The organism is Pseudoalteromonas sp. SWXJZ10B (assembly GCF_015864475.1).
In the GTDB taxonomy this organism is placed as follows: Bacteria; Pseudomonadota; Gammaproteobacteria; order Enterobacterales; family Alteromonadaceae; genus Pseudoalteromonas; species Pseudoalteromonas arctica.
Genome location: NZ_JADYXD010000002.1, coordinates 294,386 through 315,409, shown reverse-complemented (window position 1 = coordinate 315,409; position 21,024 = coordinate 294,386). Strand labels below are relative to the sequence as shown.

General features: G+C 34.2%; 17 protein-coding genes. 8 read left to right on the top strand and 9 right to left on the bottom strand.

Going from position 1 to position 21,024, the window contains the following annotated elements; genetic code table 11:
* Positions 1-32: 32 nt before the first annotated feature.
* The gene (locus tag I6F54_RS03240; RefSeq protein ID WP_197139679.1) at positions 33-1,730 is read left to right on the top strand and encodes a hypothetical protein; all 1,698 of its coding nucleotides are present in this window, start codon (positions 33-35) and stop codon (positions 1,728-1,730) included.
* 283 nt (positions 1,731-2,013) lie between these two features.
* Here the strand turns inward: I6F54_RS03240 and I6F54_RS03235 are convergent, their stop codons facing one another.
* The 3 genes from I6F54_RS03235 to I6F54_RS03225 form a co-directional block, all read right to left on the bottom strand.
* Positions 2,014-2,538: a hypothetical protein gene (locus I6F54_RS03235; RefSeq protein WP_197139677.1), complete on the bottom strand. Its 525-nt coding sequence runs from the start codon at positions 2,536-2,538 to the stop codon at positions 2,014-2,016.
* 131 nt (positions 2,539-2,669) lie between these two features.
* Positions 2,670-4,658 carry a DEAD/DEAH box helicase gene (locus I6F54_RS03230; RefSeq protein ID WP_197139675.1) on the bottom strand — a complete coding sequence of 663 codons (1,989 nt, stop codon included), beginning with the start codon at positions 4,656-4,658 and terminating at the stop codon, positions 2,670-2,672.
* A gap of 260 nt (positions 4,659-4,918) precedes the next feature.
* A complete protein-coding gene (locus I6F54_RS03225; protein ID WP_197139673.1) occupies positions 4,919-5,647 on the bottom strand; it encodes an endonuclease in 729 nt (242 codons plus the stop codon).
* A gap of 282 nt (positions 5,648-5,929) precedes the next feature.
* On the opposite strand from I6F54_RS03225, the gene I6F54_RS03220 reads away from it, so the two are divergent.
* The 5 genes from I6F54_RS03220 to I6F54_RS03200 all read left to right on the top strand — a co-directional run bounded on the left by I6F54_RS03220 (position 5,930) and on the right by I6F54_RS03200 (position 11,476).
* Positions 5,930-6,346, top strand: a complete 417-nt coding sequence (locus tag I6F54_RS03220) for a LexA family protein (RefSeq protein WP_165725968.1) — start codon at positions 5,930-5,932, stop codon at positions 6,344-6,346.
* A complete protein-coding gene (locus tag I6F54_RS03215; protein ID WP_197139664.1) occupies positions 6,331-7,590 on the top strand; it encodes a Y-family DNA polymerase in 1,260 nt (419 codons plus the stop codon). Before I6F54_RS03220 ends, I6F54_RS03215 begins: the two co-directional genes overlap by 16 nt.
* A gap of 197 nt (positions 7,591-7,787) precedes the next feature.
* Positions 7,788-10,379 carry an AAA family ATPase gene (locus I6F54_RS03210; protein WP_197139662.1) on the top strand — a complete coding sequence of 864 codons (2,592 nt, stop codon included), beginning with the start codon at positions 7,788-7,790 and terminating at the stop codon, positions 10,377-10,379.
* 84 nt (positions 10,380-10,463) lie between these two features.
* Positions 10,464-11,144: a Cthe_2314 family HEPN domain-containing protein gene (locus tag I6F54_RS03205; RefSeq protein ID WP_197139660.1), complete on the top strand. Its 681-nt coding sequence runs from the start codon at positions 10,464-10,466 to the stop codon at positions 11,142-11,144.
* 125 nt (positions 11,145-11,269) lie between these two features.
* Positions 11,270-11,476, top strand: a complete 207-nt coding sequence (locus tag I6F54_RS03200) for a hypothetical protein (RefSeq protein WP_197139658.1) — start codon at positions 11,270-11,272, stop codon at positions 11,474-11,476.
* A 122-nt stretch (positions 11,477-11,598) separates the two neighbouring features.
* Here I6F54_RS03200 and I6F54_RS03195 read toward each other — a convergent pair whose 3' ends face one another.
* From I6F54_RS03195 to I6F54_RS03185, 3 genes are all read right to left on the bottom strand, one after another.
* A complete protein-coding gene (locus I6F54_RS03195; protein WP_197139656.1) occupies positions 11,599-12,543 on the bottom strand; it encodes a TIR domain-containing protein in 945 nt (314 codons plus the stop codon).
* A 426-nt stretch (positions 12,544-12,969) separates the two neighbouring features.
* Positions 12,970-13,335: a hypothetical protein gene (locus tag I6F54_RS03190; RefSeq protein WP_197139654.1), complete on the bottom strand. Its 366-nt coding sequence runs from the start codon at positions 13,333-13,335 to the stop codon at positions 12,970-12,972.
* Positions 13,336-13,731: 396 nt separating this feature from the next.
* Positions 13,732-14,262, bottom strand: a complete 531-nt coding sequence (locus tag I6F54_RS03185; RefSeq protein ID WP_197139653.1) for a hypothetical protein — start codon at positions 14,260-14,262, stop codon at positions 13,732-13,734.
* A 109-nt stretch (positions 14,263-14,371) separates the two neighbouring features.
* Between I6F54_RS03185 and I6F54_RS03180 the strand changes: the two genes are divergently transcribed.
* Together I6F54_RS03180 and I6F54_RS03175 are read left to right on the top strand one after the other, a co-directional pair.
* Positions 14,372-14,608: a helix-turn-helix domain-containing protein gene (locus I6F54_RS03180; protein WP_197139651.1), complete on the top strand. Its 237-nt coding sequence runs from the start codon at positions 14,372-14,374 to the stop codon at positions 14,606-14,608.
* A 45-nt stretch (positions 14,609-14,653) separates the two neighbouring features.
* Complete coding sequence (locus tag I6F54_RS03175; protein ID WP_197139649.1) at positions 14,654-15,019, top strand: antitoxin Xre/MbcA/ParS toxin-binding domain-containing protein; 366 nt, start codon at positions 14,654-14,656, stop codon at positions 15,017-15,019.
* Positions 15,020-15,219: 200 nt separating this feature from the next.
* Here the strand turns inward: I6F54_RS03175 and I6F54_RS03170 are convergent, their stop codons facing one another.
* The 3 genes from I6F54_RS03170 to I6F54_RS03160 are packed head-to-tail and all read right to left on the bottom strand — an operon-like array spanning position 15,220 to position 20,992.
* Positions 15,220-15,885 (bottom strand): hypothetical protein, encoded by a 666-nt coding sequence (locus tag I6F54_RS03170; protein ID WP_197139647.1) that lies wholly within the window; start codon positions 15,883-15,885, stop codon positions 15,220-15,222.
* The gene (locus I6F54_RS03165; RefSeq protein ID WP_197139645.1) at positions 15,886-19,467 is read right to left on the bottom strand and encodes a VPA1269 family protein; all 3,582 of its coding nucleotides are present in this window, start codon (positions 19,465-19,467) and stop codon (positions 15,886-15,888) included. It lies immediately after the preceding gene.
* A gap of 13 nt (positions 19,468-19,480) precedes the next feature.
* Positions 19,481-20,992, bottom strand: coding sequence for a tyrosine-type recombinase/integrase (locus I6F54_RS03160; RefSeq protein WP_197139643.1), 1,512 nt, complete (start codon positions 20,990-20,992; stop codon positions 19,481-19,483).
* Positions 20,993-21,024 lie beyond the last annotated feature (32 nt).

Genomic DNA, 21,024 nt, shown 5'->3' with positions numbered 1-21,024 from the left:
AATAAATTAATACCGTAAAAGACGGATTAGCAATGTTTATACCTCATAATTACTTAAAGTTACTCAGTTTAGTTTTTGATTACTCTGGCGTAACTAAAGAAGCAGCAAGAAATGATAAGCTTGGATTCAAGGAACACTCAAGCCTAGAGCGTCACCAAGAAGCCTATAGACATACTTTAAATCTCTTTGTAGAGAACCTTGCTCAAAACCATCCAAAGCTTCTTTTAGAATACGCATCTAATTTTCAACGTTTTATTAATGAACTTCAGTCACTTCCATTCGAAACTAGTGTAAATCAAAGTAAAGGAGATGATATTTTTTGGCGGTATCTCTATGCTCCTATGATTGCAGCACTATTACATAAATATTTAGACTGCGAGTATGAAGGTAATGCAATCCACTTTTTAGGTAAATTTCTAATATCAATGAATGAAGCTCCAAATTATTGGTCTTCAGAGCCTACTGAGAAAAACAGATGGGCAAAAAATATTATTAAATCTCAAATCGAATTTCTCACTCCAAATTTTACGGCGCGGATCAATGATATTCGAGGAACTAGCATCCGCAGTATCACTACAATAAAAAATGATATATTGATTCTCGAAGAAGATTTAAAAAAATTAGATGACAAAAACATAGATATTCAGATGAACTTACAGAAAGTGAAATCATCATATATTGCAGCTATGGTTATCAGACGCCTTGAAGGTGATGGTTTACTCAGTCATTTAAAGCTCATAACTGAATATCTTGTGAATTTTGATAACCTGGAGTACACCGACAGTAGATTGCTTATATTACACAAGCGTATATGTACAAAATTACTTCGCGGGGACATTTATAATGAATGGCAAACAAAGGAAGGCGCTGAACTTATTTCGCATTTAGAGCAGCACCTTGTAAAACATATTTCACCTACTTTCCCAGCTATTCAGTACAATCTTTTAAACAGTGGCAGTGATGACCTTTGGCCTGATCCCTATTTACTCTATAAAGAGCTAGTGAATTACTATGGCTTTAGGCTTTATTATGAATACGAAGATAGCTTATTAACTAAGACTCTATTGGACTATTACAAAATGTTTCATTGCACCGAAAAAAGTGAATTTCAGAAAGCACTTAGTTTTTATGAAAAAGTAGAATCAGCTATTTATAAAGTTCACCTTGGGAAATTCTTAGCTGCCGCATTAGTACATAAAATCGTTTTACATTGGCTCATATCTTCAACAATGAAACATAACCAATTTGATTCTGAGATCACGACTATAGCTCTTAACATACAAGATGAAAATGAATTCTGTATAAATGAATTTTTTATCGAATACCTTGAAAACCTTACTGACGGAGAAATGATGATGTTCAAAGTGTTTAAGCTATTTAATAGAGCACACCCTAAAATAGCGGCAAATCCACTTCAGACAATAGAAGATGCAATGTCTTTAGCAATTATTCTTTGTGAAAACAATAACTCTTTAGTTGAAGATCTACTACCTGTTTTTCAAAAACAATTTAACACTAAATATAAACGAACACTATCAGTAGTCCCATTCTGTCGCCTAACATTGTCCCAGAGCGTTGACATGTTACCAGAGCTATTCGTCTTTGTGGGGCTAAGTATAAATCATAAATCCCTACATAACTTTAATAGTAATACAAAGTGTAGACAGCTCATTGAAGCATATGATTCAAAATTGATGCAACGCTTGAAACTCGTTAACCAAGATAACTAAATCACTCAGTATATAGACAATTAATAATAAGATATCGTATCTGAAGTAAAGGTTACTATTGTAGGTTTTCATGAATTAATTGTTCTACAAATCTCGTTGCTGTTTATTGACCAGTACATATTGAAGTATTCGAAGGGCGAAGTACGAGGTAAAACATGAGGAATCAAGGGAGATTTGAAGCTCCCTGACCCTATTAACTTTTGGAATTTCGTATTATTGTTGATTAGTTTAACTCTTCCTCATGAAGTAGCTTGTAAACTGTTTGAATAAAGTTGTTATGAATTTATTTAACCCTAGCAGAGTCTACTAAGTACTTTTTTGATTGTGTTTTATCTGCTAGCGATAAAAAACACTGTAACTCTGCTGGTCTATCGTAGCCAATTTTTAGCGAGCAGGTATTTTTAAAGAATACGTCAAAATGATACCTAGGGTGGATGTCTCCATTAACGTTGTCAATATCATCATCAAACCTAAAATAGCCATGATCCTCAGAAAGAATAGAAACAAACGCATCTATGTATTTCGATATTTCTTTCCAATCAATTTCAAAGCCTTGATGAATTGATAGAACGATATCGTCATAGGAATGACCTGACTCACGAACAGTCTGAATCGCGTTCTTCATAACAGCTATAAATAGTCCACTAACTGGCTCTGCCATTTGATCGCAGTTGAACGAGATTGTGTCATTACCAAAGTTGACTTGGAAAGGGTTAGCCATCGAGAAATATCCACTATCTTTATTGACGACAAACCGTTGTAAATCCTTCGTAAATACGGCAATATCAAAGCCATCTTGAGGAGTCATTGTTCTCAATTCAGGGTGAGAATTAATTACCTCTATAATGGTTAAGATATTCCATAGGTTATCTAATGGGGTTCTTACCGCGCATAACTTGTCTATAAGATATGCGGGGATATCATTAAAATAATACGTATTCATAATTTTTCGAAGCGTTTGAACTCAACATTGATGATTGCATTGAAATATTCATCGTCAAAATCCTCATCGCCCATCACTTCCGTCATTCTGTGGATTAATTTTGCCTTGAGTCTAGGACTAACCCCCCTCTCTTCACAGTATACGGTCACCTTATCCTCTATAGAAGGTTCCTCTTGCCATACGATTAAATCCTGCTGGTTCTCTATTTCTTCCCTAGTGGGGATTCGAAGGTTCATGTGTCCATTGTTATTAATGCATTCTAAGCCTTCATTTAAATTTTTTAATAAGTTAGCGTCTGTTCTAGTCCCCAAAATTAAATGACTCTCTAGAAATGAACGAGCCATCATTGTGTATAGACCATTACGGAAAGATGAATTGACTCGAAGGTCTCTTGCAACACAAATAACAAAAGGGAATTCTAATCCCTTCGCGTTGTTGATATTCGAAATGAAGAACTTAGCTGAATCACTAGTTTTAGTTTCGTGTGAAATATTCACAGGCCAGCCTAACCGTTCGATAATTTTACCAGATAGCTTTGTCATTTCATCATAGATATAATTAGCTTTATCTAAAAAAAGAACAGCTATATCTCCGGCTTCTACACTTTTATGTCGATCCTGAATTTGGTTTATAACCGAAAAAATTGAATCGGAAAGACCTTGATCAGCTTGTGATAAATGGATTGATGTAGATGAAAATTCTTGCGGGAGATCTTCAAATCTGCGTAATGGATCTCTACTTATAATTGCACGGGTATCTACTTCACTATAATTATATCCACACGCAGCCCATTCATTATCTTTAAGCCACCTAAGCACTGGCTGTTCATACAACCCCATGCCTAGAGCATGAGAAAACATTAAATTCTTAGGATCTGTTCGGTAGCACTTTTTTAAAACTAAATCAGCATGACTAACTGAGTCATCAATTGTTCTAAAGATATTTTGAAATACATCACCGGCAACGAACACTTTTTTCTCAGTTACTAATTCACATAACTCTACAAAATGCTCACCGAAATCCTGACTTTCATCAATAAAAACATAATCAAAAATGTATTCGTAATCTTCATTGGATCGACTATTCTTTATATTTTCTATAGCTTGCTTGCATAACTGATCAAAGCTTCCTGCTGCGAAAGTGCCAAACGGTATTCCATACATATGGCAAATATAGCGATACATACCTGAATTTGGGTATCTACCACTTCCCCATGAATGGAAACAAAAAAGCTTATTTTCCCAATCAATCTGTTTTTCGACTTTCATAAAGTTAAAAAATTCTGGAATACGGCTTTTCATACTTGAGGCAAGTATCTTATTGAAACATGTAAAAGCTATCCTTGCTTCTTGCTCATTAGAATAGACCTCTTTGAGTTTATGCAGAAGAAGCTCTGTTTTACCCGAACCAGCTAAACCCTGAATCATAAACCTTTTATTCGTATTCATCTTAAATACAAAACCTGTTTGATCTGTATCAAAGAGAACAATCTTAGACTTTATACTGTCAAGCAGATTATTTGCATCAAGGTTGACTCTGTTTACATCATTGATACTTCCTATAACCAAAGACGTTAGTAGATCTGCAATTCTTTTATCTCTCGGGTTTTCTAGCTTTAGAGAGGTAAGCTCTAAGTCACCATGCTCTGTAATCTCGATTAGCTCAAGCCAATGCTTTTTTCTACCAATTTTCTTACGATATTCAAATTTCTCTGACAAAAAAGCTATGTCATCTATAAAATCATCGACGAATTCTTCAAATTTTTCTACATTACTTCCAGTATCAACAAAGCATGGTTTATAGCCCGAAGCAAAAATTACAAATCCTTGTTCATAATCATAAGTGAGATCTTCTTTCGATAATGGTCGAGTTAAAACATAAATTTGCTTTTTGTTATTTTCTGCAAATTGTTCTAATAAATATTTGAGGTTAGCTGATTCAGCTAGTGCCTGAGACTCCGGGGTAAAAAAACAATATTCGGACATTACGTTTCCTTGAGTAGTTTTAGCTCTGAGCTACCGATGCTTCTTATATAGTGGCCTAGCCTATTAAATTACTTGGGATTTGTCATCAGGTATCGAGAAATAAAAACTAATAAACCTAGACCAAGGATTGCATCTTGATGTTCATATATAAGAGCTATCGATTGACTACCTATAGTTAATAGAGGAGCATTTAAGGTCGATTACAGAAGCACTCTATATTTCACTTATAAGACTGAAGATACTTGTAGACCTTATAAGATCTATCTCGCTTCACACCTACTTTTAACGACATTGTTCTCGCTTTTCTGTAAGCTAGATATTTTTTTTGCTCTAGTACATTCCCAATCATCTACAGGGTACATATTATCCCACGCATTCATCAGCTGTCGCTGTGATGAGCTCATATTATAACGTTTATAAGCGCTCTCCATATAAAGGTAAGTACGTGCAATCTCTCCTCTAGCTGATTCAGGCGGTTCTGCTTTTCTGTTATCTATCTTCATCGCACAACTACCGAAATCACTTTGTGCTGAAGGCAGTACAGTGAAATTATAATTACTTCTTAACGCATTAACAGCACCTATAGCAGGATAAAGGTTAAACATGTCAGCCTGCATAAGGCGATACTCAGTATTAACTTTCTCCGCACATCTTCGACCTTTAAATGACTTCCCTTTACTACTAACACATTGGCTATGTCCATCTCTCCATTCACTGAAAGTACGGCCAAAATTCTCCGCAGGCACAATATGCTCCCACTCAACTTTTTTGGCACGCTTCAGATACTTAGTCGTGGTAAAGCCTTTTGGTGCTGTTACTTTTTTCTGAGAATCAAATTCAGCACCACAGTAAAGCGTACTTCGGTGATTGTTATAAACTTGCTTTTCTAAAATCTTTTTCGCTTTACTAAATGATTCGATTTCTTGATTTTCAGCTAAGACTTCTGAACTGCCTAGTATTGTTAGTAGTAAGGTTGTTAATAATTTCATAGTGTTACCTGATAATTAGTTATTCCTATGAATATGCCTGTAACTGAGGAGGAGTTCAATATATAGAGTGGCAAGAGATAAATTTAAATAAACTGGCTTCTTTATGAATACAAACTTGGACCCTTGATAATCGTGGGGTGGTATACAAAATGATAGGAATTTATTACCTAACATAAAGGTTCATCTACAAATTTAATTTGCCCCCTAAATTAAAATTAAAAAAGTATTGGTATGTTTTATCTCTCAAACTATACTGTACATATAAACAGTATAGAGGTGCATATGTACATTATTCCAATTTTCATAGAAGCAGGTATTACAGGCTTTGAATCTCCTGCCGCAGAATATATTGAGCTAGATATTTCAATCGATGAGCTGATAATAAAACATCCTAACGCCACTTTTATTGGCCTAGCTTCAGGCCATTCTATGCAAGACGTAGGGATATTCGATGGTGATTTGTTAGTTATTGATAGAGCTGAAGATGTAAGTACAGGCGATATCATTGTTGCAAACTATAACGGTACATTTGTTTGTAAAATCATCGATAAATCAAAGCGTTTACTAATCTCTGCATCTAACGATTATAAATCTGTTTATATTTCTAAAGATGATGACTTTAAACTCGAAGGTGTCGTTACTACGAGTATCCGCCTACACAAAAATAAAGTTGAGTTAAATCGATGTTTGCCCTCGTAGATGCGGTGGCCTTTTATGCAAGTGCAGAAAAGGTGTTTGACCCTTCTTTACGGCACAAGCCCGTTGTTGTATTGACAAATAATGATGGCTGTATCTGCGCTATATGTCCTATTGCGAGAAAGCTTAACATCCCTAAGTTCGAGCCTTACTTTAAAATAAAACCCTATTTAGAGCAGCATAATGTCGTTGTGCGCTCATCGAATTATGAACTCTACGCTGATTTGAGTGAAAGAATGATGACAGTCATCAATCGTTTTTGTGATGACCATTATGTTTATAGTATTGATGAGTCATTTTTACGTTTTACTGGTTTTTCTAAAATTATTAACGACTGGACTGACTACGGACACACTATACGCCGGGCTGTATGGCGTGAGACAGGACTGCCCGTTGGGGTAGGCTTTGGCACTACGCCAACGTTAGCTAAAGCAGCCAATCATGCAGCAAAAAAACTGTCAGGCTATAACGGGGTTGCTGTGATTAATGATGATATATCACGCCAAGAAGTACTTATGCGGTTGGATGTTACCGATGTCTGGGGTATTGGTTCTCGACTCGGTAGGAAACTCAAGGTGATGGGAATTAAAAGTGCATGGGATTTAGCGAATCAAAACCCAAAAGCAATGCGACGTATTTTTAGCGTTGTTGTTGAGAGGACTGTAAGTGAACTCAATGGCATCGCCTGTTTGAGCTGGGATGAAGTAAAACAGAATAAAAAAGAAATCTACTCTACAAGAAGTTTCGGGGAAAGAGTGAGTGATTTAAATACATTAAAATCAGCCCTCGTGACACACGCAGCGATTGTTGGGCGTAAGCTAAGGAAACAGCAGTCATTAGCAAAGCGACTCGTTATATTCGCTGCAAGCTCGCCACACGAAGACATGTATTATAAAAAGTCTTTGCTCTATGATTTTCCTATACCCACATCTGATACCAATGTCATAGCTAACGCTGTCTCAGATGTTATTAATGATATTTTTAAATCTAACACGCGCTTTTATCGCTGCGGTATTGGCGCAATAGAATTAGAAAATGAGTCATTCCAGCAAAAGGATCTGTTTGCTGTAAGCAAAGATAATCCAGAAGTAATGGCGTGCTTGGATGCTATAAATAAACGTTATGGGGTTGGCACTTTATCTCTAGGAAGTGAAAAGCTTACAAAGTCATGGAGCATGAAGCGAGCTTTTCTATCGCCTCACTACACAACTCGTTGGTCAGATATCCCAATCATAGATTGCGATTAAAGAGTCTTATAGCTGTGATTAGGTGCAATATAACAAGTCTTGAATTAGAGCTATTTTAATTACTTGTTTACAATAGTAAGTATTGGTGAAATTATCGGATCATGGAATACACACTGTTCAGTGTTAACTATTAACCACAAAAATGGTGTTATTTTTCTTTGCGTAATGTAACCAAATCGTGAGATGGAGTTTAAGATTTGTCAAAGTCATTCATAGAATATCAAAAATTCTTGTCTCAATCCTCAAGCTCTATGAGTGTTCAAGAATTAAAGTTAGCAAATTTGATTTTAACTAACTTTTCAGATGTAGAAGCTAAATCCTCCTCTGGCGGTGCCAGAGCAAACAAATTGGTTGAACTCATCAAGAGTGATGGCAAAAATGTTTTGCCATATGCCAATTCTGAAATCGAAGTACCTTCAAACAAACCAAAAATTAAAAGCCTAAAAAAGCTATCAATTAAAGGCTTTCGAGGTTTCAATGAGCAACAGTACTTTGATTTAAGCAAGAGTTACACTTTTATATTTGGACTTAATGGAACAGGAAAATCCAGCTTCTGTGAAGCTCTAGAGTATTCTCTGACAGGTAAAGTCAATGAGGCCTCAAGTAAAAGATTTGACTCTTTTCAGTATGCAAGCAACATGTTATCGCCAAACATAGCAGTATCTTTAGAAGTTGAATATGATGACGGAAAGTCAGGCTCAGCAATCCAAGCGCCACTAGATAATGAATTTATTTTTGTTGAAAGGAATAGAATAGAATCCTTTGCTAGAGTGTCTTCATACGCGCCACAAGGCCAACAGCAACGTTTATCTGCTTTGTTTGGTCTGGAGGAGTTTAATAGCTTTTGTAATGGTTTTAATAAAACAATAGAGAACAGGTTACCAGTTGTCGCCCTTAAAGAAAATGAGTTGAAAGCTAAGGAAAAGGAAGTTGAGAAGTCAATGCTTGTTATTGATAACAAGAATGCAGAATTAAGTGGGTTTGAAAAAAGAAAAGATCGACTACTTTCTCGATACCCTAATAAAACCTTGATTTCCGAAGCTCTAATCTTACTCGGGGACGAAACCAACGGCTTAATCGTTAAAAAGAAAGAAGATATAGAAAGGTTGTCTAAGGTAATGTTAAAGCCAACAGATAAGTTGGAAGCAGCTCTCAAAAAATTATCCACATTCCCTGAGTTAATATCTAAATTAAGTATACTATCTAACGAGGTGACCAAATATAAAGATGAGATTAACTTTTTCGACTTGTATACAGCAATTACAAATATGTCATCTGATGAGATGCGTTCTTGTCCGGCCTGTGACACTCCAATTGAACAAGTAACTACTAATCCTTACCTTAAGGCAAACAAGCAACTAAAACTTCTTGAACAGATATCAGCCAAACAAAAGAAACTCCAACAAAACGAAAAGGAAATATCTGATTCATTGCTGACTTTTTCTTCTGAATTAAAAGAGATTGGTATTGACTGTAAGGCGAGCTATCGCGATTTTCTGGATGAATTTGATAGATTGAAGGATGAAATCGAAAAGAAAATAACTGACGCAAACAAGTGGAATCGTGAGAATAGAGAAGTATTTTCAAAGGTGTCAATTCTTAAGGAAGATCTTAAGGTTCTTGAAAACGATTATATGGAGTGCTCAACTATATCTGAGCTATATAAAGCAGCATTTTTAGAGAAAAGTCGAGCTGAAAATCTAATCAAGGAATTTCATACTTCAAATACAGAGCTGCTAACTGCTGTTGATGAAGAAAAGAAAGCAATATCTTACTATTTAGGCTATTCACGGGCATATGAAAGTTTTATTGATAAGCTTAAGGGTTATTCAGAAAAGCTTCCGCTTAAACTATCTCAATCACTCGAAAGCCAAGTGCTCAGTCTTTATAACGCTATCAATAAACACCCCTATGATCATGAGGTCTTAAAGTCGCTCACTCTTCCAACAAAACCAAATGAAGGAATTGTTATTGAGTATCTTGATGGGACCAAAGAAAATGCTTTAAGGGTCCTAAGTGAAGGGCATCTAAGATGTTTAGGGCTATCAATACTTCTTGCTAAGAATATTAATGATAACCACAATGTTATAATCTTTGATGATATTGTTAATGCTATTGATGACGAACATAGAGCGGGTATTATCAGTGAGCTGTTCTCAAACCCTTTACTTTCAGATAAGCAAATAGTCCTTACAACTCATGGTGAGGATTTTATAAAAAGGTTAGAAAACCAACTTGCTAGTAAGGTGATCAATAAAAAACTATCTAGATATGATTTTCTAAGAAATCGTGAGTCACGTGATGTGTTAGTTGAACAAAACCTAAATAGACATTACTTAATTAAAGCAGATAAAAATCTCAAGGAAGGTTTAATTAAGGATGGGCTTATGGAGTGCCGTAGAGCATTAGAAGAGCTTGCTCCAAGATTATGGAAAAAAATGAGAGCTGAAGGTCTTGATCCTGCCCTTAGTGTCAAATTAAGAGCTCCTTCAACAGAACCTGATTTATATAATCTTATAGATGGAATAATTAGCTATATTACAGAAATCGAAAAACGTCCCGGTATCCGTAATTTCTCTCCACATCGTCAATGTTTGATGAAAGTGAAAGATGCTAGTAAAAAGAATAAAGTGACTTGGAATTTATTGAATAAGGGTACTCATCAGGAAGATAGGGATGAGGAATTTGATGAAAACCAAGCTGATGAGTTATTTAAGCTGTGTGTTGAATTTGAAAGCTTAATAAAAAATTACTCAAGAAAAGAATTTGAAGTTACTGTGAGCGATTAAAATAACAAGCCGCTGCTAGCAGACAAATTTTACGCTACGCTCCTAATCAGCCACTGAGCGGAGCTTTATTTTTAGGTGACTTACATGAAACATTCTATATTTAAGTCGTTCCTGAGAGATCTTGAAACGCACAAGAAAGACCAGGATTTGAGCACTGAACAGCAGTATCACATTACTTGCTGGAAAACGTGCCAAGCAGTTTTCACTGCTTTAGATAAACTAGAGATAGCGAAAGAGTGTATTAAACATGCTTATAAATATGCGCCAAAAGAACACTTAGTTCCAGATTACATCGAATATCATATTGAAAATTATTTAATTAGAAGTAGATCAGTCTACGATAGAGTTCTAATATTCACAAATAGCCTCTGTGACATTGGGAAAAGCAAAGAACAAGTAAAACATAAATTAATTATTGGTCATCCGAAAGTGAAAAGTTGTGGACTAGTAAAGCTGATCGAAGCTATTAACGAAGAGTGTAATACATATCGAGAAGTAAGGAATGGCGTTGTGCATCATGATAAATATCAGAATAATGAACTAGCATGGGTGCACGCTGCGGTTAAGGCTAAATATATCTTAGATGGTGAAATTGAGAAAATTGGTATCACAACTGAAAACATAAATGCTAATATAATGAATATCATCTCACTGCATGTAAGTGATTTCGATAAAAATACTATGATGATTAATCAGTTAATATCAGTTTTTCTGGACTCTGCAAATAGTATCTATGATTCGCATATAGAACAAAAATATAAGTAATTCACATGTATGTATAGCGACCGTCATTGAATGAGCCGTTATGTTTACCTGAACATAAGAAACTTTGTCTGTAACCTCGAGACAATGAAACATTAACGGTACTATAAAAAACAAGGGAATATGTAATGACTCACACGGTAACGAAAATAACCTGTTCAGATTGCAAACAAGAATTCACTGGTGTTTTACACAATTTATTTAATGTGAGTGAAAACTATGCTGCTGAGTGCCCAGAATGTAAAGGTATGACTTTTTTCTATGGCGTTGCTGATTTTGTAAATGTTGATATACCAGTCGGCGCTGTTGAAATTAAATATGTCGCAAAACTGTAAACAGAACAAGAACTTCAAACGAAGTGAATACAGCTGGTTGTTTTCACTTCGTTCAACATTTTGCCAACTATATTTTTCTGCTTAAGGAGGTGGTTAAAAGCCCTATTAGGCTTGGCGTATACTTAAATAATTCTATTCATATCTATTTCACAACCTGACTCTTTCATTTCTTTTGCTAATTTGAACTTCCATGCACCAGCTTCATCAAAAGTCTCGTAAACAACACCACTAATGTCGTTTGGTTTTTCGATATTTCCTTTAACTATTGCCGTTACGTTCTCTCTACCTAATTTCCCTATGAAATACCCATGTTCAAAAATCACATTCTGACGAGCTCTTAGTGATAGTTCTGTTAGACCGACCACAGAACCTTGATCACAGGGAGTATATAAGACAATGGCAAAACATACTTCACCAGCATACTTTTCAATTTTTTCAATTATCGTTTTACTTGAACTAGCTTGCTCATGCAATATTATTGGTTCGAGCCCTACTTGGCTTACAAATCGAGCTAATTGTTCTTTTGCCAACTCATCATGACCATGAACAATGAACACCTTATTCTTAATGAGTATAAGGTTGCTGCAAACTGGACTATCTTGAGGGAAAGGTTGAGAGACTGCTTTAAATACCCCAGTAGCAGATGGATGCATAACTGGAGCATTTTTAATTTGGGAGTTTACAATATTTGGTTGTTTGGTTGGGAAAGGAGTCATAGGCAAACTAGTGTTTTCTAACCTCATAGCAATCTGTAAACAATGACTTTTTAATTCTTGGTTTCTATTTTTATTATATGTGGGATATAGAGAATGTTTATCTTCATCATCTTCAATTATCTCTCGAATTAATTTGCCAACTAATTGATTAGACTCTAAATGCCATATAGCACGCATTCTATTTGCTTTTGAGCCTGATCCAATTTCATATTTATCTGAATAAAGTTCTATATCTACTGATTCTGAAATAAATTGCTGTAAAGAATTGTTAGAAAAATCTAAAAAATATCCACTACCCATTTCAAAATAAGTTTCTAGCTTTCTACATTCTTTCGCGGTTAAATCAGACATCTGAGACCTTTAATAATTAAATCATAGTTCTAGCTTATTGTATTGTCCTATATTAACCTTGCAAAGGGCTTATAACAAGGCGTTTAAACGGACAAAAACCACTTGGCTTTTAGCAAAGCGTTGGGGATGTTTTTTCTAAAATAGAAATTCTAAAGGCTCATTAGCCCTAAAGAATTAAGGTTAGTTGAGAATAAAACACCTCTATTAAAACATGATAATGAGCAAACTCTTCGGGCTAGTACTGAAATATAATGATGGCTTCCTCTAATGACCAAAATTACTGCACCACTAGAATGAAGTTAATGTAGTAAGGTTAGTACTATTTTGCATGAACTCTCAATAATATTGGCCCAATTTGAATAATAATTCACCATAAAAACAGCTTAGTTGCATACAGTAGCCTCAAAACTAATACAACGGCTAGATTTAATTAACGACAGTGTAATCAAGTACAACAGGATTTTTAAGAAACTCTTTGCCAATCCCAAACTTTTTCGCTAGTAATCTCCCCTCTTCAGGCTGTATTCCGTGTAAATTTGAATCCCATATACAAAGACCAACTAAATAAGGTTTATCAAGATTCAAGCCTCCAACAGCTTGTTTTTCACACAACATATCAAAATCATTTTTAGCTTTCCCAACAAGGTATGTTACGCCATTACTTGCTTCATATGGTGGAAAGTCTTTGTCTTCTATTGATATAAACCCACAAGCAAGCTCTAACTGGATAGGTACCCCATAATTTAGTAATGATATCAAATCGGTTAAGTTTGTCTCTTTTGTTGCCAGCATTAATACGGATCCTCACTTTTATATTATTATTTCATACAGTGCTACAAATATGATTTAGTCTTTTGAATCGACAATCAATTTTCCATAGTTGTATATTCAATTTCAAAAACTATCGATGTTCGGTTAAATATTGACGCTATACTTTACTAATACCATTAAATGACATACTTGTTAAACAGTAATTTCTTTAAATAATCAACTTAAACTAATGTAGTTAATATTATTTTCTTACGGGCATGTAAGGCAGTATTGTGAAACTAAACAATCTCTTATTTAAGCTAAAAAATAGGGAGGGAAATCAAAAAAAAAAGCAGATTTAAACAAGAACAACATTATGTGTATGGCTTCCTCAATATTAAATATGCCCATAAAATAGTAGACAAAAATTATTACAGATTAATAGTCAGATTTAAGTACTAAGAGGACTTCTCTGTTATAAAGCTCTATTAATTGCTCTATGATCCCTATTTTGTTTTTAAGAAGGCTAGATTTATTTTTTAATAGTTCATGGGCGGGCTTCATTATTTCTTCTAAATCATGGCTATTTGCGTACGATTTAGAATACACTTCAAGTGCTTTGTCATATTCAAACATTTCAAAAATAAATCTAGCTCTTTGTGCTCGACAATCCTTAATAAACTCAGTTAACAACCAAGCTCTTGTCTTAGTAATGTCATTACTATCATAAAATAAACGAGTTTTTTTATAAGTTTTGAACTTATTATTTGCAATTGATGACTCTTCTAATTGCCCTTTCTTGAGCAACTTTTTTACATAGCCAGACACTTTTCTCTCTATTTCTGAGAGCTCAAAATGTTCTGTTTTAGTCAAACAACAAAAACCGACACTTACCTCTTTCATAGTAAAGTGATCTACGTTACTCATACTAATGACAGTGTGAAAAAATGAATCCAGATTTAAATCCATGAACCCTCTTATTTTATGACTTATAATACATATAATATGTACTATAGTACATATGGGGGTGACTAACAATATGGGATTATTATCTTTTTAAGATTCGGGTCCTAATTTAATGCGGTCAGTAATAAAAATGATTGGTAAAAATATAAAACTAGCACGTGTAAAAAAAGATTGGAGCCAAGCAGATCTAGCTCATCTGTTAAATGTAGAACAAGCCTATGTCAGTAGGATTGAATCAGGCGCGGTAGCTGTCTCATGTGAAAGAATATATGAAATAATGAACTTGTTAGATTGTGATACTGTTGATATATTTCCACCAATCTCGACAGTGAGAAACAACGTTAGTTAAAAAGGTTATACAATATTTAGGTACATCTCTTAAGGTGGAGCCAGCATGAAACATGAATCAAGTAAGTCAAATAAGGTTACCTCCGAGACATTTTTTAAAATTATGGAAATTTGGGATGTGCATCATGAGAGTCAAGTAATATTGCTTGGAAACTTATCGCCATCAAATTTTTTAAATGTTAAAAATGGAAATTTTACAGAGTTAAATTCTGAAGTAATCAGAAAGATTAAGTGTTTAATCAGTATATATAAATTTTTGAGAATACTATTTCACTCAAAAACCCAAGCTGATACTTGGGTTAGGAGACCTAATACAGCTTTTGAAAACCTATCTGCTTTAGAATTTATGTTAAAAGGCAGCAAGGAAAATATTGATCACGTTTATAGATATCTACGCGCCCAACTATTTTGAGTTTAATAATTCTTATTTGTTAATGATTTTAGGCCTAATGACTAGGCAATTAACTGCTTACTAAGATAGATAATTTTGGTCTAGTAATGTATTACTAGACCTTCTTATTCCTATAGCTCAGTATCATACATATACCCTTATGCAGCTAACCACACGCCATACAAATACAATTAAGCTTTAGGTGTATAAAGTGGAGTAATTTAAATTAAACTATTAAGGGCTTTTAAGCTAATTGGTTTTAATATAGTTTGTTTACTCAATGAACAGACAAGTCTCTGGCTACTCCCCTCTCCTTTCAAGTCACAATCTCTATCAAGCAACTCATTAAATATAGTTGTTATAGCTAATCTTTGAGTATCAGATACCAATGTAGAGGTTCTATCTATATCTATGGAATCATCGCCGCTTGATCCTGCTTCAACAAGCTCTTGTATTGAAATACCAGTAGATGCTTCCCGTATCAAAAATTGTTCTTTTAAAATATTTTCCAGCATTCTATTTCTATTATTCAAATTATTAATAATGATTTGAGCTGTAAGCGGAAATTCTGCCTTCGATTTACCTTTTATCGAACTATCTATCTTTTTAGTTATTCCTAGTTGCTCATATAAATCGAGCAAAGCCTTATAATTACCCGCTTTTTGCCTATCATTATAGATAAACTGTGCTGTAATTTTTCTTTTTTCAAACTGAGTGTATTTTTCAATCTCTATAGGTGATACTTCATTCCCTTCTTTTATTATTTTATTGCATACTTCTTTTAATTCTTCCAGAGTATTTTTAACTCTTTTATTACTAGTATTTTGAATTAAAGCATTTGCTTTTGCATTAGTGAAATCTAAAGTATCTTGTGTAATATTGCTCATTTAATTGTCCTCGATTAAAGACTCTTCAATGGATGTTAAGCTTGTACCTAGAGCATTGAATTTTTCTGTTCCTAAATTCTGAAGTAAGAGTTCTGGTGAACTAAACTCTTCATCGGTAATCTTTCTACCCATCATTTCACTCACATCATATAACTTATAAAGTATTGCTACTTTTTTTATATTCTCATCGGGTATGAGGTGGAGTGGGTTCGATTGTTTTGATAGCGACGCTACTGTAGCTAAAAACTTTTCTAAGTATTGTGATGACAACTCCACATTAGAGTCTTCTAAACCTAATACTACAGCCTGTGTAGTAACTTCCATACAAGCATCAAATAAACTCATCTCTTCAATATTTACACCATCAGGCTGATCATCAGAGTTCAAGTTCAGTGGAAGATTCTTGTTTTTTGAAGCAAGAGATACAGACTCATCAATTAACTTTTTTCTTCGCCTAGATTCAGTAACTTTAAATGCTAGAGTTTTTGTTAATTTATCAGCTTGTCTTTCATATCGTTCAGCAATGATATGACCATCTTGTAGCGATGGATTATCGTAATATGTATTGGCTTTTTCAATTAATTGCTCTCTTTCATCAAGTAATTTTTTTATTTCCATGCCTATAATATTAAAATAATAAATCTGCTCGGCGAGGAATCGAGGCCCAGTTCTAAAATATCGACAATTACCACAATTGAAATCACCTCCCACAACACGACTCAATTCAACTTTAACCCCACCTTTAACATAGCTGACATCAATTCCACCGTCAGCACAGTTAAAACTAGAGCAAATGCCACCATTAATAACTTGATCACGTCCACCATCTTTGAAGTTAGGTCTAGCTTTATAAATACCCTCAACATTCCACTCATCTACAACATCAAATAATGCAATTAAATCTTCACTATTAGAACCACCATTTTTCAATAGTTCGCGTTCATTAGCTATTGAAATACCTGTTGATTGTTTTGCATCTCTTAAAATTTTCATGAACTCTTCTCTAGACTTCTTATAGTAGTATAAAGTCATAATATGAGATGCGTGGCCAACTATCATTTGAACTACTTCAAGCGGTACTCCGTTATCTAGTAAGTCTGTAATACCGTAAACCCTCAAAGAGTGTAAATCATATCTAGAAAGACCATCATCACTAAATGCTATATATGAGTCTTTAAATTGTGGATACTTGTCTTTATAAAGATCTTCAGCTTTTTTCAATACCTTATAAAATAATTTGGTTATGCTATCAGAAGTAATTGGCATCAATAATTGATCTCTATTGAGTGCATCTAATTTCGAGACTGACTCAGTTCGCCTCCTGAATAGCGGTGTATAATATGGTATATTCATCTTTAAGCCAGAATATATAAAAGGGCTTTCATCTCTTTGGTTACAAGGCATGACTATTGCTGGAGAGTACTTATTATTAAACTTCTTTTGTTCATCTAACAAACGCCAAACAACATTAAGTGTTTCATTATCCGTATTAGTTGGCCAAGGGATTTCATACCCAATATTTTTCCCACCACTTAAAAGCTCTAATCTACTTTGAGTTTTATTTGTATTTATGAAAATATTTAAATCTTCATTTCCTTCACTCGACTTTGAACGTAATACTCCCGTACGTCCAAAATTCTGAGTATGAGTTTTACCATTAGGATAAATGAATTGACTAAGTGGGTGGCTGTTTTTTACATACTTTTGAAGATCGTAATCCCAGATATAATCATCTAACAGGCCTTCATCCAACCATCGAGCCTGCATACCTCTCACAGGAAGAGACAAAAGCATATGTAAACACCTCGGTGTTGTAGCGTCAAAAACATCACTATCTACCGATTTTGTTTCAAAGTTGTAAAGTCTTAACTGTTTACGGTTTAGGCCATCTCGATATAATTCATAGTTGTTATGACTTAACACTTCTACACAAAAGCTATGTAGTAAACTTGGCATTGATTCACGAGTCGTTACTGAATTTTTACTAGGGGAACCGAATGGCTTATCCTCAATAAAAGGACTAGCTATATTTTCTCCTAGTTCAATCGACTCCTTCTTTGACCACCAGACAAAGAACGCTTTGATATTACTCCAATCATTTTGTTTTGTGTATAAACTGGAAGAACCATCATGTTGATCTAAATATTCAAATAAAGTACGTCGCAGTGAAGTTTTTTTCTCACCATTTGAATAAATAAAATTATTTTTAATTTCTTTTAAATTTCCAATTCGTAAATTGATTGACTCTTCGACAATCCAAGCCCCAAACTTGTTCAAAGAGGTTACTATCGACTTTGACTTACCTCTAGAAAACTCTTTAAGGTTTTCAATAACTGATTCATCAGTATATAATTTCATGAAATAGAATTGGGCGCTTTCCAAAAGAGTGTGCTGTGTCCTGAGCATTCTATTTGATGTTTTATTAAAATCAGTTCTGTTGAAACGACCATGATTACGTAACCAATCCTCGTTTTCGATATACTCAAAAAGATTCCGCCATGCACCTAAGGATACGCCGCCAGTTGAATAGCCTTTAGCTCTATAAAAATCACGATAACTACCTGATATATCAAGTATAAAATCCTTCGGAATATCTTGAATATTTATAATATTTGAACAAGATACGACCCCTCGAAGTGATAATCGGTGACCAGTCATATCTTTAATGTCAAGTTGCCCTATATAATTTAGATAGATAGATATAAGAGAGTCAGAATCTGTTGACATATATTTAGTGACTAAATTATTTGTCGAATATGAAAATAAATAAGGTAAAAAGAGATAATTTCTACTAGCTAATAATAGGAGTAATGAGCCTAAACTAGCTTTAAGTATTCTAAAAACATCAGAAATAGGAACTCGGGTACATTTACTGGTAAATGCCCTCAGATAGTCGTCTAAAGTATCTTCAATAGGTTCAATGCAACTATAAGCTATTTCAACAGACTCTTTAACTTTGAGTATTGATGTCAGTTTACCTATTGGAGACTTCAATATGTCAGCTACACTCTTATATCCTTTTAGAGGCTTCCTTGTATCACTTGGTAAAGTAGGGAAAATACGCCTTGTCGCATACACTAACCACTTGATAATTTCAATATCTGAATACCCTTCAAATGTCTTCTCCCACGAAATCCACAAAACAGAAAACTGGTGAGTTGTGAGACCTTTTTTAATTTTATTTTTAGATGATATTACTTCAAATTCTAGATTGTAAATAAAGTTGATTTGTTCTGATAATGCGGCATTTTTATTAAAACCAGCCTTTAATAGTGCATTATATGTATTAACTGATGGAAAGTTATTATATGCATCTCTTGTTATACACCCATCAACTGCGAGTGACTCTAGCCTCTGCTTTAAAATTAACTCGGAGAATTCATTCAGTAAATTTACCATCCCACCAACATGGATAACTTTATCCATATTTATAACTACTGTGTTATGGGAGTTATTATAAAGTACAGTATTTCCTGAACTATAGCCTTTATCACACGCTAAGAAGCTGAGGTCTGTTGTGAACTTTACAGACTCTAAAGGGTTTGAATTAACTATTTCTTCCCATTCATTAAAGAGATCCATGCCTATCCTACTATTAGTTTATTTTCGATAAATTAGCTAAGCATTTGAAGTCTTGTGACTGCCAATTTGTATTTTTCGCCTGTTTAAATGCCGAATTTTGACCCAAATAATCTCTAGTTGTTTCATCCTGCAAATTATAATAAATTTCAGTCGAGGTACTCCGCTCATGTCTGAGAATTACTTTTGCGAAAAGAATATCTTTCTTCAGAGTATTCGCTATATAGAAACCACAAAAATGTCTCAAACAATGAGTACCGTAACTGTCTCCACATAATTCAGTAGAGGCACGACTAAGCCTCCTATAGTAAGTGTTATAAGTCAAAGGTGTACCGTTTGTATTTAAACAAAATAAATAAGGATGACCTAATCTTGATTGACCAAGTAAATGAGGTATTAATCTTTCAAAAGCCATACGGGCATAATCATTAACCCACTCTAAAGTGTATCCATATTTTGACTGTGCACCGTAGGAAACTGATATTCCTTTCCAACCTAAATGATATTTCCCCACAGCATTAGTTCTCGGTTTTGGGTCATTCAGATACTTTAGTGTAGATTTGTCTAAAGGAATATGACTGGTATCATCTAGTTTGAAATTCAATAAAACTTGCTTCCTATCGATTAATTTATTCGAAGTCGGACAATACGTTTTACTATGAGGAGGTGATAAAATGATGTCACTGCAAATAATACTTGTTTCACTTGCAACAATATCAGTTACCATAATGTTAAGGGCCTCACTAGCCCTTAGCCCAGTGAAAGCACAGAGCAAGTATAATGCTCTTTGATTTATATCATTTGTTCTATTCAATAGGGATTCAAGTTTATCAGGAGGGAAGAACGAATACTTTGAATTACTATTATGAAACACCATTTTAGGATCATGTTCATATGTGATCCCATTATTATCCCAACGTTTTGTTTTGGAGTCTAGGTCTAAGTGCTCTAATAACGAATAGCTTTTATTTTTAAAAAATTTATTTCCCTGTGCAGACATTCCTGAAAATAAATCTCTAATATTAAGTACGTTGTAATCTAGGTAATTAGATACATAGGCAGCATATTGGTCAAACTCATTTATCAATTTCCTCATCGTATTTAAGCTTACCCCATCCCAACTTAAATCATACAAACAAGTGTTATTTACTGTGCCGCAATATAAATCCTCAAAAAAACATAAGAGCATTTGTTGTGGATGTTTTTCCCATTTTGGAATCATATCTGAACGATGAAGGCAATACTGAGTTAGGTCACCTACGACCCTGAACAAATCATATAGTTTAGTAGTATTTTTACCTCGCTTCGTTTTATACAAATGATTCATATAGCAAAGTAAAGAATAGGACAATGTACCATTACATAAGTAAACTAAAGGAAACTCTCGTTCAGGAAATTCAGCGCAACTCGTCCATTGAACAATATAAGAAGTTGATTTTTTAAAATTCAAAGTTGCACTTTTGATTATATAATGATTGTCCATAGTATAAGCAGCAACTCGAACATTAGCAACATTTTGATTATCCATCTAAAACTATCAAATCATATTTTAAGTAATTA

Excerpts from the sequence above, each read along its gene's own strand:
- I6F54_RS03240 (WP_197139679.1), top strand. The coding sequence starts at position 33 with ATGTTTATACCTCATAATTACTTAAAGTTACTCAGTTTAGTTTTTGAT.
- I6F54_RS03235 (WP_197139677.1), bottom strand. The coding sequence starts at position 2,538 with ATGACTCCTCAAGATGGCTTTGATATTGCCGTATTTACGAAGGATTTA.
- I6F54_RS03230 (WP_197139675.1), bottom strand. The coding sequence starts at position 4,658 with ATGTCCGAATATTGTTTTTTTACCCCGGAGTCTCAGGCACTAGCTGAA.
- I6F54_RS03225 (WP_197139673.1), bottom strand. The coding sequence starts at position 5,647 with ATGAAATTATTAACAACCTTACTACTAACAATACTAGGCAGTTCAGAA.
- I6F54_RS03220 (WP_165725968.1), top strand. The coding sequence starts at position 5,930 with ATGTACATTATTCCAATTTTCATAGAAGCAGGTATTACAGGCTTTGAA.
- I6F54_RS03215 (WP_197139664.1), top strand. The coding sequence starts at position 6,331 with ATGTTTGCCCTCGTAGATGCGGTGGCCTTTTATGCAAGTGCAGAAAAG.
- I6F54_RS03205 (WP_197139660.1), top strand. The coding sequence starts at position 10,464 with ATGAAACATTCTATATTTAAGTCGTTCCTGAGAGATCTTGAAACGCAC.
- I6F54_RS03200 (WP_197139658.1), top strand. The coding sequence starts at position 11,270 with ATGACTCACACGGTAACGAAAATAACCTGTTCAGATTGCAAACAAGAA.
- I6F54_RS03195 (WP_197139656.1), bottom strand. The coding sequence starts at position 12,543 with ATGTCTGATTTAACCGCGAAAGAATGTAGAAAGCTAGAAACTTATTTT.
- I6F54_RS03190 (WP_197139654.1), bottom strand. The coding sequence starts at position 13,335 with ATGCTGGCAACAAAAGAGACAAACTTAACCGATTTGATATCATTACTA.
- I6F54_RS03185 (WP_197139653.1), bottom strand. The coding sequence starts at position 14,262 with ATGGATTTAAATCTGGATTCATTTTTTCACACTGTCATTAGTATGAGT.
- I6F54_RS03180 (WP_197139651.1), top strand. The coding sequence starts at position 14,372 with ATGCGGTCAGTAATAAAAATGATTGGTAAAAATATAAAACTAGCACGT.
- I6F54_RS03175 (WP_197139649.1), top strand. The coding sequence starts at position 14,654 with ATGAAACATGAATCAAGTAAGTCAAATAAGGTTACCTCCGAGACATTT.
- I6F54_RS03170 (WP_197139647.1), bottom strand. The coding sequence starts at position 15,885 with ATGAGCAATATTACACAAGATACTTTAGATTTCACTAATGCAAAAGCA.
- I6F54_RS03165 (WP_197139645.1), bottom strand. The coding sequence starts at position 19,467 with ATGGATCTCTTTAATGAATGGGAAGAAATAGTTAATTCAAACCCTTTA.
- I6F54_RS03160 (WP_197139643.1), bottom strand. The coding sequence starts at position 20,992 with ATGGATAATCAAAATGTTGCTAATGTTCGAGTTGCTGCTTATACTATG.